Raw genomic sequence first — 11,925 nt, 5'->3', positions numbered from 1 at the left:
GCTCATCATCATCTTTGCAACGGCATGGTGGCAGGTGATTATCGCAAATCTTTTCCTAGGGGTGAACCAGGCACTCACCTGGACGATGTCGGTGACCGCCAAAATTGATCTCGTCGGCCCGGTGAATCGAGGACTCGCCGTCGGTATCGATGAATCGGCCGGCTATGTGGGGGTGGGGGTTGGTGGTTTCTTGGCTGGTCTCCTCGTAACCAGCTATGGGTTGCGTCCCACTCCTTATCTACTTGTTTTGGGCGTGGTGGTCATTGGGGTTCTGGTCACTCTTGGACCAGCAAAGGAGACGCTGCCCTTTGCCCACTCGGAATCGATGGGTTCTGGTCCGGATGCAAAAGCTCATCCAGCACAGCCAGCTCCAAAGTTGACGCGCCTTGGTGTGTACATGAGTTGGCATGATCGTTCTATGCTGGCAGTCTGTCAGGCGGGCTTTATCAACAAGTTTGCTGATAGTCTCGTAGCAGCCTTTTTCCCACTTTTTCTGTTGCGTCGAGGTGTCTCATTGGCCGAGGTGGGACTGCTTGTGGGGATCTACGCCTGGGTATGGGGGTTTGGACAAGTCGCAAGCGGTGCCTTGGCTGATAGAGTCGGTCGCAAGTTCCCTATCACTGTAGGCACTTTTTTGATCTCCGGTGGGCTCGCCGTCTTTGTCGGAGCCAGCGGCCATGCCCTTTGGTATCTCGCCGTCATACTGATGGGTGCTGGGATGGCGCTGGTGTATCCAAATCTCATTACTACGGTGGGAGATACGGCAGATCCCAGATGGCGCGGAGGTGCCCTTGGGGTGTATCGGCTTTGGCGTGACGGGGGATACGCAGTTGGACCACTTGTTTTAGGTGGGGTAGCTGTATTCGCGGGAGTATCTGCTGCGATTTGGGTTGGAACTGTGCTGGTAGGGTTCTCGGGGTTGATCCTGTTGCTGTTATTCAAGGAGACCGACCCAAAACGACGTAAGCGTGAACCTGCGTGGAGAGCGCATCCAGAGTGGGTCGCGCCAAGAGCATAGGAGCGTTCGATGACGCGGATGACCATAAGACAGCGCCTTTGGTGTCACGGATCCACCATTGTGGACCTACACCAACGCATTCAGCGGCGTTCTTGGCTCGGGTTGATCATCGTCTGCCTAGCATGTTCTTGCGCCCTTAGTTCTTGTGGAATAGCAAAGGGCACTATCATTGGTCGCTGGACCGGTGAATTCTATGACCGAACAACAGGCGTCCCTGTGGTCATGGTTCTGCGGCAAGATCATTCAGGGGCGATCCGGGGTAAGGTCATGTCTCTTGCTGGTGTTTCCTATGCTATTCATGGCACCTTCCAGGATACATGAATGTGACTGATCTTTCCCCACAATGAAGTATTTGAGGCTGTTGTGCATGGCGGTACCTGGAAAGGATCAACAGTAGTCCAGGGTCATCGTTGGCATTTTGCTTTCAGCCGCTCGTGAAGTGTTGTTGATGGATGCCTATCCCAAGGTTATGCCTATCGTGGGATGACGGGATCGACGGATTCGTTGCCATCGCCCAAGAGCAGATAGCAAGGTCTACAATCGGCTTGGGGAGGCAGTTGGTTCCTTAAGCAGGATGAGAATGGTTTCCTTGTGTGGTTCTACAATGCATGAGGAACATTCAATTATCCGTACCTGTTGTTTTGATTTGATCGAGGGCGTGATGAACGCATCGCTGACGCTGGCTACGCCCCCGCGTGATCGTATGAAAAGATCTGCTCGTTAGGAGGGCTTTCCCTCAAGTTCAGGTGCCGAGCTCCCCATCTCCGCGAGTACCTCCTCTGGTGTGACAGCCCCCGAAACCCGTACTCGAAGGAGTCCTGGTTCCTCAACCAATTCGACCCCGGTAATTTTAGAGACAAAGTTTGTGTCGCAGCTGCATTGACCGATGTTGCAGGACGCTACAAAGATGTCGAGGATATCCCTAGGAGTGTCAAGCGGGAGCAGTAGGTCAACGCCCTTGGGTGTAGAGATTGCACTTGGCTCGGTGATTGCCGTAGAGCTGGTATTAGTCATTGTTGATTACTCATTTCTTCAGTGTAGAGACGCGAATATTAATTGTGTTGCGGTTGTTTTTTAGTAGTGCGATGGCTCATCTTGGCCAGTGTGGCGGTTATTGGAGTGTTGATTGCTTATATCCATATCTGCGAGAGTGATCAATGTCGTAATCTGTACCTCCTCCCATTGACCTATATGGGGTTGGGGACACGACTGAATGGACTTCTTTGGGCACGACGCTGATCTTTTATATATCAGTGTATTGGGATGTGAAAGAATACTATATTATCCTATATTGATCACCTTACGCCTCTCATTACTATGTCGGTGCCGCCGTGTTGCCGTTGATTATCACATCGGATAATAGGGCGCAGAGCGAATGAGGGTTTCCAGACGCTTTGTGTATTCTTCGATGCTTCGTGATCCATTGGCGAGCCGTTCACGTAGGGTTATGAATGGGTCGAGCGTATCGGTGGAGATCCGGTCTGTTGTTGTATCACGATCTCTGGTAGGTTGGCCCATTCTACCTGAAAATGGCATAGTGCATGAGGTTCCTTTGAGGACCACGAGAATGGCTATGGCGAGCATTGCGGGCATGACGAAAACTGGTGGCCATGGGAGTATGTTCATAGTTGGGCCATTAGGTTCTCGCAGTCTTTTGCGACGTGTTCGATTGTTGTTCTGCATGGAGACAGTTGATGTGCCTATTTGGATTACCGAGAAGCGGATGATTGACATGCCTCAAGCCTTCGGATCTGATCAATTGCTGTAGGGCACCCGCCTACTAGGATCGGTTGCGATTTTGTCGTTTGCGTAATCAATATGATGCTCCTTGCCTGAACTGGGTCGGTGGTGACTGCGTGCCACTTGCGTCGATAGCCAGTCGCGATATTGACGGAGCGATCCAAAGTGGCCTGATTGCTCCTTGTGCGTCGCCGTGGTGGATGCTCATGAACGAACTGTATCCCTCAGTAGGGAGCGAAGTGCGCGTAGCGTGGGTTGCAACTCCTCGCTTGCGGCGCAGTAGTAGACAGAAGTTCCGCGTCGCTCGGGACGCACCAGGCCCCTGTCGCGGAGAATACGTAGGTGGTGTGAGACGGTGGGTTGGCGAAGTCCAGTGGACTGGGCAATCATTCCTACCGGCATGCAGGCAGTGCCTAGCGACGATAGTATGCGGAGACGGGTAGGGTCGCCGATCGCTTGGCATAACTCCGCCAAGGCGATGGTTTGGTCTCTTGCAAGTGGCGTTCCGAGTTCGATGCTTTGTGGTTCAACTGATTGTTCGATGAGCTCCATTGCTACCAGTATATATAGAAATCTAAATATACCGATATATAGAGAGAACGAAGTTTGTTGGATTCATGTTCGAGAGGGTCTGAGCTAGCTCCAGACTGGATATAGTGTGATCATGTGCGGGAGTTGTGGTTGCTTTGATTCTGGGAATCGTAGAGAGGCGAGGGGTGCTCCAATCCAGGGGTTGCTTGAGGCGGCGGTCCTAGTGGCCTGCATGGAGGCATCGTGTTATGGCTATGGTATCGCCAACTGGCTCGCGGAGGAGGGTCTGGTCACTGGGACGGTGAGTCGCGGTCGACTGTATGAGACCCTTGCTCACCTCACGCGCATCGGGGCCCTGTCCGTCACCGATGAAGCAAGCGAGCGAGGTCCTGATCGTCGGCGTTACGAACTGACCGCGATAGGGAGAGACCGGCTGAGAAGTTGGAATAACAGTTTGACGTACACCGGGGCGACGCTCGCTCGGTTGCTCGCCAAAATGGCAGCTCTTGATGTCGTCGGCAAATCGCATGTCGGGCACCTAAAGCTCGACACCCAAGAGAGGGAAGGGGGTGAAATTATGTCCTGCAAATGCAATTGTGGGGGATCTGGGTCCTCCACCTCTGAGACCGCATCGTCGGTTGTGCTAAACGAGCCGGTTGCTGTTAGAACCGTCGAGGAGCGGCTTGCTACTATCGAGAACCTACTCGGTAAGCTCGTCAACTAGTTTGTCTGGTGCTACCATCGAGGATTTCCTGGTGGTAGCACCAGCTCGACCCTTTGTCCCAGGCAGTACGAGAAACCGGCACGTAGCTGGCGGGATTATGATGACTTGTGATCAGGGGGATCTACGGATGGTAAGCATCCAGTAGATCCTCTGGCCTCCTGTGTGTCACCCGCGACAGAGTCCCCGGAGTTGGCGTTGTGAAGTGCTAGACGCCAATGATCTGGTAGCCGCTCTCAACCAGTTCGATCATAATATTGCCTGCCGGCTCCAGAGCAATCCCTCGGCCAGTGAGGACTTTTTCGTCGAGGCCCATCTGGGTGACGTTGGCAGGGCAGGCCTGTACTGGTACCTCTGACTCCTGTAGATCACTCAGAACCTCGAGCACAGCGGGGATCGAAGATTCTCCGAGCGCGACGCCGGGACCGAAAAGATAGACGCGAACGTCCTGGCCACGATTGGCTCGCAGTCGTTGAGCGAGTCGAAGTCCGGACATCGCTTTGTCAACTTGATCTGGTCCAGCGGTGATCCAAAATGCTATTTTTACCATGGAGCCAGTCTACCTCCCTGGGTATCGTTGTTGTGTAGGGAGTCGTTGTGTGGTGCGCATCGACGTCGCGAGGCGTCGCCATAGGGCTTCGTCTGCCCTGGCAACGCCGGGTAGACTGCACGGACACGTTTGGCCTCTGGCTGGTCAGAGAGTGTGAGTTCCCGATGACCAATCGAGGCGTTCTTGATCACCTGATGTTCTCATTGGGGGAGCGCTGTTTGTGGGGGACTGCTGCGTGCAAGACACCCAAAATGTGGGGAATAAATACCGCTCAATCTTGCTATACTTAATGACGAAGAAGTAGTAGGAATTAGTCCTAAGGAAATGGAGGATTGAACAATGAGGTTCACTGAGTTTAATCTAGGTCATCGTATGACTCGCCGAGGGTCGATGCAGCTTGAGAGTATCGGTCAGAGCGTGAGTGGTCAGAGTGCCCGACGCTCCGAGGTCCTCTCGGCGTACTTGATGTCGGAGCGTAACGCAAAGGGTTGCTGAACAGGTATTGACGGTGCTGAGCGATGAGTGCTCAGTTAGAGATCGAGAGAGAGCCAGACGACGTGGGAACGTCGTCTGGCTCTTCGTTTTGGTTCGAACTGTCGTTGGGGTTGGTAGCGGGGGTTCTTGTTGGTGTCGACACAGGTGAGCAAAAATACGATCACAGTGATGGATAAATGAGATCGCAAATAGTGATACAGATAGCTATTCGCTTTTATGATATGGGTGATCGGTTCTTGTGATAATAAGCTACTAGGAACCTCACCAATTAATGGAATGAATGGACGTATGTTCAGCCCGGCTGCTCTTACGGTTACCACTGAGCTGATAGGTGGGTCCTTCTTGCTGTCCTTGGGCAGGGTTCCCTGCGTCGCTGATCGTTGTGTTGAGTGCCGATTGGAGAAGACGGCTGGCATGTTGCATTGATCAAGGATCAAAGTTGGATCTCGCCGCTGCGTGTTGGCGACCGGTGGCTTTGCTTGCGTAGTGATGGGATCGGAGGCGAGGTTCGTTGCCGGTGCGGTTAGCAACTGCCATGTTGCAGTAGTCGGTCACTGCCGCGACAGCGCGGGGCCAGTCTCCGGTTGAAGTCAACCGCCTACAACGTCGCTCAGGAGCGCGAATGATGTGGGTTCGTTCCTCTGTCGCCGGGGCTACGCTCGCATCAAGTCTTCCAAAAAAGGTCCGAGCGATGTGGCACCCAAGACGATCGTGCGCCATGAGCTCTGCGAGGTAGCAGATCCGGGATTATCGTGCCGAGTAGGCCGGTGAATAGGATCTGTCCGGGGTTCGTCTAAGTCTCCAGGCGACGATGGGGTGGACACGGCACGAGTCCACCGATCGCTCCAGCACCATTGGAGTGGTCCACCGCAGGGCGGCACGCGCCACTGACGGACTAGATGGTACCTCGCGCGCTGGTGGTGCTGCCCTTGCTAGAACAGCTAGTGCGAAGTCGTTGATTTCGTGTGCGTCAGGCGGGACGCTAGCCTATCGGGTGTCACGACCGGGCCAGGGGTATTCGCTGGTGCCGCAACCGACGTCGCCCTTCCCGTACGGCGATGCTTAGCTAGCTGGTGTTGGTGCGGTGACGTTCAGGATTTGCTACCATCAGGTGGTAGGGAGAGGCGCGGCGCTGGCGATGTCGATACAGGTGCGGTCAGGTCTGGCAGGATTGGTGGGCGTGAGGTGAGACTGGTGGCGACGATAATGGGTACCGATTGGCGGGTCGCTGATGCGTGATGCTCCCAAACTGGTACGCGATAACGTGCCCACGATCATTGATGCAAGTGGGAGGCATGCGGTTACTCGGGTTCTACGCGAGTCAGAGATGACGTTGGCGTTGCGGCAAAAGCTACAAGAGGAGATAAGCGAGTACCTTGATGACCCCTGCCTTGAGGAGCTCAGTGACATACTTGAGGTGATTCATGCACTCCTAGGATCGCACCATGCGACCTGGGATCAGCTTGAAGCACTACGGGTCACCAAACGTAGAACGCACGGTGGTTTTGACGAACGAATATTCCTGATCGATGTCCAGTGATGCACTGGGTGGATCTCGGCACACGTGGCTCCGGCGCCTGGCGCGAGCGAGTTCTCGTTCGCCCTCCCTCTGGTGGGCCCGCGATAGGTGTGGCACCTTTGCCATGACCGATGGGACGTTGGTCGAGCATCTGCCCAACCCCGAGATAGGAGAAGATCAGGCCCGTTAGCGAGCAAACGAGCTTGTTGTTCGCTCCTTATGCGGATCTCTTGTAGTCATGTCGCAGTACTCCTGCTGAGGACAAGAGGATGGGACCTGCTTCGAGTGCCATCCTCTTCGGGTGACAGAAGTACCTCGGTTCTCGCTAGCTAGCCAGCCGCTGCGTCATCGCAGTGCTTTCGGTGGTGTAACAACGCTTCATTGAGCTGAAACATCGGTGTAACAACGGATGAGTAGGATCGGCGCAAACCTCAACGCGGTGTTGGGGGGGAAGGGGAAAAACAATGTCACCGGATCTAGGTCCACCGGGCTCGTCACCGGAGTTCAAACGGTCACTGTCGTTGACGGGAGTAACCGTTAATGGAATGGCCCTTATCGCTCCAGGCGCATTTCTGTGGACAACGTTTCAAGAGCAAGCTGCCCAGACCAACCATGGTGCTGCCACCGGGTCTGCGATGTGGACCGGGTTGCTCTTCGCATTCGTATTGGCGATGTTCACCGCCTGGAGTTACTCGCAACTTGCCAAGATCTACCCGAATGCGGGCACCGGATCAACCTACTATTTTGCAGAGGCTGCTTTTCTCGACAAGAGATCAGAGCTGCATCGCCGACTGGCACGCCCGGCCAAACTGGCCTTTGGCTGGATCAGTCATCTGTACTATTGGATCTACCCCGGGATCATGATCGCCTTCATCGCCACCATCGTTGGCTACATCTGGTCCGACCTCGATCATGGGAGCCAACTAGGTTGGCCCGTTCTTTCATTGATCGCTATCGTATCGTCGGCTTTGGTAGGCTATGTCGCCTATCGTGGCATCACTGGCTCGACCATGGTGGCCCTTGGGATCAACGTGGTGCAGATCGTGACGCTGGTCGCCATCAGCGCGATTTTCATCGTCTACCGGATCAGTTACCCGCATGCCGGGTATGTCCAGCCGAATGCTGGAGGGGTGCTGCTGCCTCACGATTTTATCAACCTCCTCTATCAGTCAACCATCGCGATTCTGTTGTTGGTGGGTTTCGAGTCCATCACCTCACTCGGAGCAGAGGCCATGAAGCCCGAGCGGGATATCCAACGAGGGGTACTGATCGCCCTGGCGATTCAGGGAGGTTTCTGTTACCTGCTTGAATACTTTTCGAGTGATTTCGTGCTTGGCAAGGCAACCATGGCAGGCGTCCACGGAGCACCTTATGCAGCGGCCGGGAATGACTCTGCGCCGATTGGCACACTGGTGACCAATGTTGTGGATCGACTCTTTGGCGGTGGAGGGGAGGCGGTCGCGCTAGTGGTGGCCTTCACGGTGCTACTCGCACTTCTCGGCACGACCTTGGCCTGCATGAATACGGCCGTACGCCTCTCGTACTCCATGGCAAGAGACAAGGAACTCCCATCCTTGCTCGGTATCCTCCATGGCAAGTTCGCCACGCCGGCGGCAGGTGTTTGGATCCTCGCTGGCGTCTCCGCCTTGATCGGGATCTATGGCGTCCACACGGTCGATAACCTCACCCAGATCACGCTGGCCTCGAATATTGGTACCTTCTTGGTCTATGGGATTACCTGCGCGATCACGTTGGTGGCGTTCGCATCTCGTCACGATACGCACCTTGTGAAGCACAAGATCGTTCCTGGTCTCGGGCTGTTGATGAATATTGTCGAGTTAGCCGGTGTGGTCTACCTTGCGATTGCTGGTGGTGGAAGCGGAGCGACCGACGCGATCAAGGCCATCATTATCGTAGGGGTATGGGTGGCTGCCGGCTTTCTTTGGGTGCTGCTGAACCCGATGCGCACCCATGCCAAGAGCATCCATGAGGAGCGGCTGCGATCAGCTGTCTGATAGCGTCCGTCGAGTAGCAAGGCGAATGTTGGGCGGTAGCTACCGCTATGGCGCTAGTCGGTCAAGCCGCCCGGCGGGTGGCTTGACCGACGATAATGATGAGTGATGGAGTATGATGCCGATGGTGGCGCTTCGTTTGCCTCGTCGATGGTCACGAGTTGAGGAGTCGTATGGCTCAGATGTCGGATTGGTCTGGGGAACCGCGTCTGCGGGGCAATGGTCTGTTGCGTGCGTCGGGTGCTGGTGCAGGTTTGACCTGGAGCCTGCGATCGGATCGCGGTCTGGTGCGGGAGGCGAACGAGGACTATGCCGCTGCAGTAGAAGACCAGGAGACAGTTGGCGGCGTTTTGTTCCTTGTGGCGGATGGTCTCGGTGGACACGATGCCGGTGAGGTGGCAAGTCGTCTTGCGGTTGAGACGGCTGTAGCCACTTGGCGCACGTCGTCGGAGAAATCGATCAAGAACCGACTGCGAAACGCATTTCGACTGGCCAATCAAGCAGTCCTCGATGAGGCGCTGCGTTGTCATAACAACGGCATGGCCACCACCCTGACAGCACTGGCCATCTCGTCAGACACCGCCCTCGTGGCACATGTCGGTGACTCGCGGTGCTACCTCATCCGTGGACGCAAGGTCGAACAACTCACGAGTGATCATTCTCAGGTGGGGGAGATGATGCGACGAGGGCTGATCTCTCCAGCCGAAGCCGCGAGTCACCCAGCGCGTTCGGTACTTACGCGGTGCCTGGGCAGAGAGCTCGCCATCTCACCTGATGTTACCCAACGGCAGCTAACTACGGGTGACGTGTTGGTCCTCTGCTCAGACGGGCTGTGGGATCTCATCTCACCGCAGGAGATGGTCCAGGCGCTCTATGACGAGGTTGGCGATGCGATGGCCCAGGTCGCGAATGTGGTCGAGGAATTGAACAAGTTGGCCATCTATCGTGGAGCACCCGATAACGTAACGATCATGATTATTCGGGTACATGAGCAACAAGGCCCGACCCAGCTCACCAGCACGTCGAGCCGCTGGTTCAGGAGAACGCCTTGATGGGACACCAGGTGGGAGATTCGATTGATGGTTTTGTGCTGAAGGAGCCACTTGGTGAAGGTGCGTATGCGACTGTTTGGCTCGCCATCGATCAACGCGGGGACCGAGAAGTGGTGGTAAAGTTCCCGAATCCTGAGCTCTTGGCCGACCCCCAGCTCTATGCCCGGTTCGCCAGGGAGCGCACCCTGGCCCTCTCGCTTGAGCATCCAAATGTGCAGCGGGCGTTGCCGGTGCCCCAGCATCCGAGTGAACCGTATCTGTTGCATGAGTACCGAGCGGGTCAAACCCTTCGCGAGTGGATGGCCCAACAAGGACGGGTACCTCTTGCGGAGGCGATCGACATCGGTCGCCAGATCGCGCTCGGCCTCGCCTATCTTCATGCACATGGGGTGGTGCATCGCGATCTCAAACCGGAGAATCTGATCATCTCCGCCGATCACTCCGTTGCGATCAGCGACTTTGGCAGTGCGGTAAGCCTCGGGGCGCGCCGACTTACCTGGCGACACTTTTCGCTGGCCCAGGGTACCCCTGACTATATGAGTCCTGAACAGATACGGGGTCAGCGTGGCGATGCCCGTAGTGATCTCTACAGCTGGGGAATCATCCTCTATGAACTGCTCACCGGCGTCGTCCCTTTCGAGGGCGACAGCTGGTTAGCGGTGATGGCTGGACATCTGCAAGGAAGTCCACTGCCGCTGCGAGAACGTGATCCAGACATCCCTCCCAATGTCGAGGGGGTCGTGATGCATAGCTTTCGCCGCTACCCAGAGCACCGATATCAGAGTGCTGATGCGCTCCTCCTTGATCTCAACGAACCCGCAACGATCGATCCAGCGATCTTTGATTTCTCAGTGGAGGCACCCATGGGCGAGGTGCAACCGACGACCACACGAAGTTACCTCCGTCGGGCTGGGCTGGTTGCTGTAGGGTTTGTGAGCGCCATCATTGTGGTGGTCGTGATCGCGCTTGTCGTCAGGTAGAAGAGAAAGGGGATCGTCGTTGAGTCAGAACCTAGGAGGCGGTGGCGATTTCGCTTGGGTGAAGTTGGTCTTCACCGATCTCAGCGGAACGGCCCGTGCAGTGCAGATCCCTGGTGCAACCTTCGATCAAGCGATCAGTGAGGGAGTGCGGGTCGATGGTTCGGCGCTAGAGGGACGCAACCGACTCATCGAGACTGATCTTGTGCTCAAACCAGACCCAACGACCTTATTGCCGAGCGGTCAGGGTTCGGGTCGTGTCATCTGTGATCTCTTTGACGAAGAGGGTAGCCCTTGGCCACTTGATCCCCGCCATGCCCTCCGTCAGATGGTGGCCACGACCTCCATCGCCTCAGGTGACTGGGAGGGCGCAGCAGAACTCGAATGGTACCTTCTACGCCCGGACTTTACACCGGTCGATGGGGAAGGCTATTTTTCGTATGCACGCGGAGAGGGGGAACGACTGCTTGCCAAGACGGCGGAGCAGCTCCTCTCGCTCAATGTTCCCCTGAGCGCAGCCCACCACGAGGCAGGACCAGGGCAATACGAGGTGAATCTCACCGGCTCGACCCCGCTCGCACTCGCCGATACGTTGATGAACGCACGAACGATCATCGCTGACCTGGCGTACGCCGAGGGACTCATAGCAACTTTTATGGCACGACCGCTGAACGAGTTGCCGGGGTCTGGCATGCATATCCATCAGGTGGTACCCGGCGAAGATCCCACCGATGCGATGCGAGTGGAACAGATCATCGGCGGAGTCTTGCAGCACGCGAGTGCACTCTGTGCCTTTGGCGCTCCAACCATTAACTCGTATCGGCGTCTGCACCGGGGCGCCGAGGCGCCGAGTCACGCGACGTGGGCGCAGGCGAGTCGGTCGGCCTTGGTGCGGCTGAGTCGCAAGAGTGAAGGGTTCGTCTCGATTGAGTACCGTGGCTCGGACTCGTCGGCAAATCCTTATCTGGTGATCGCTGCGTTGCTCGCTGCCGCCGAGACCGGTGTCATCGGGCAGGCGAAGTTGCCGGCTCCACTGGAGGAGAGCGTGGAAGGCGTTGGTCTTGCCCAGGTTGAGACAGCACCAACGCAGTTGCCACGCAGCCTAGAACAGGCGATTCGTGAACTGGTCGCCGATGATCAGCTGATCGACTGCTTTGACGACCGCCTCATCAACAGGTACAGCGAGGACCTGATGGCCGAGGTGGAGGCGTCACAGGGATATGTCAGTGATTGGGAACAACAACGCTATCTGGGTAGCCGCTAAGTTTCTGGAGTGTAACAGCTCGGTAAAGCTCTTGATACAGCGCGGA

Annotated in this window: 11 protein-coding genes; 8 read left to right on the top strand and 3 right to left on the bottom strand. The window is 56.1% G+C overall.

Features of this window, described 5'->3' with window-relative positions; genetic code table 11:
• Positions 1 to 1,018: MFS transporter (locus tag M7439_RS06300; protein WP_308464410.1), on the top strand; the 1,018-nt coding region annotated here is incomplete at its 5' end.
• 720 nt (positions 1,019 to 1,738) lie between these two features.
• On the opposite strand, the gene M7439_RS06295 is transcribed toward M7439_RS06300, so the two are convergent.
• Together M7439_RS06295 and M7439_RS13045 are read right to left on the bottom strand one after the other, a co-directional pair.
• Positions 1,739 to 2,032 (bottom strand): hypothetical protein, encoded by a 294-nt coding sequence (locus M7439_RS06295; protein ID WP_298345126.1) that lies wholly within the window; start codon positions 2,030 to 2,032, stop codon positions 1,739 to 1,741.
• Between the two features lie 930 nt (positions 2,033 to 2,962).
• Positions 2,963 to 3,310, bottom strand: coding sequence for a helix-turn-helix transcriptional regulator (locus M7439_RS13045; protein ID WP_298345123.1), 348 nt, complete (start codon positions 3,308 to 3,310; stop codon positions 2,963 to 2,965).
• Positions 3,311 to 3,521: 211 nt separating this feature from the next.
• On the opposite strand from M7439_RS13045, the gene M7439_RS06290 reads away from it, so the two are divergent.
• On the top strand, positions 3,522 to 4,013 hold the full coding sequence (locus M7439_RS06290) for a PadR family transcriptional regulator (RefSeq protein WP_298345120.1): 492 nt from the start codon (positions 3,522 to 3,524) through the stop codon (positions 4,011 to 4,013).
• A gap of 205 nt (positions 4,014 to 4,218) precedes the next feature.
• Here M7439_RS06290 and M7439_RS06285 read toward each other — a convergent pair whose 3' ends face one another.
• Positions 4,219 to 4,560 carry a DsrE family protein gene (locus M7439_RS06285; RefSeq protein WP_298345117.1) on the bottom strand — a complete coding sequence of 114 codons (342 nt, stop codon included), beginning with the start codon at positions 4,558 to 4,560 and terminating at the stop codon, positions 4,219 to 4,221.
• A gap of 339 nt (positions 4,561 to 4,899) precedes the next feature.
• Here M7439_RS06285 and M7439_RS06280 point away from each other — a divergent pair, with 339 nt between their 5' ends.
• From M7439_RS06280 to M7439_RS06255, 6 genes are all read left to right on the top strand, one after another.
• Positions 4,900 to 5,055, top strand: coding sequence for a hypothetical protein (locus M7439_RS06280; protein WP_298345114.1), 156 nt, complete (start codon positions 4,900 to 4,902; stop codon positions 5,053 to 5,055).
• 1,231 nt (positions 5,056 to 6,286) lie between these two features.
• Positions 6,287 to 6,595: a nucleoside triphosphate pyrophosphohydrolase gene (locus M7439_RS06275; RefSeq protein WP_298345111.1), complete on the top strand. Its 309-nt coding sequence runs from the start codon at positions 6,287 to 6,289 to the stop codon at positions 6,593 to 6,595.
• 443 nt (positions 6,596 to 7,038) lie between these two features.
• Positions 7,039 to 8,589, top strand: coding sequence for an APC family permease (locus M7439_RS06270; RefSeq protein ID WP_298345109.1), 1,551 nt, complete (start codon positions 7,039 to 7,041; stop codon positions 8,587 to 8,589).
• 170 nt (positions 8,590 to 8,759) lie between these two features.
• Complete coding sequence (locus M7439_RS06265; RefSeq protein WP_298345105.1) at positions 8,760 to 9,638, top strand: Stp1/IreP family PP2C-type Ser/Thr phosphatase; 879 nt, start codon at positions 8,760 to 8,762, stop codon at positions 9,636 to 9,638.
• 11 nt (positions 9,639 to 9,649) lie between these two features.
• Positions 9,650 to 10,618, top strand: coding sequence for a serine/threonine-protein kinase (locus M7439_RS06260; protein WP_298345102.1), 969 nt, complete (start codon positions 9,650 to 9,652; stop codon positions 10,616 to 10,618).
• 19 nt (positions 10,619 to 10,637) lie between these two features.
• A complete protein-coding gene (locus M7439_RS06255; RefSeq protein ID WP_298345099.1) occupies positions 10,638 to 11,879 on the top strand; it encodes a glutamine synthetase family protein in 1,242 nt (413 codons plus the stop codon).
• The last annotated feature ends 46 nt before the right edge of the window (positions 11,880 to 11,925 follow it).

This window comes from Ferrimicrobium sp. (assembly GCF_027319265.1).
Taxonomy (GTDB): Bacteria; Actinomycetota; Acidimicrobiia; order Acidimicrobiales; family Acidimicrobiaceae; genus Ferrimicrobium.
This window is presented reverse-complemented; position numbering and strand designations above follow the sequence as displayed.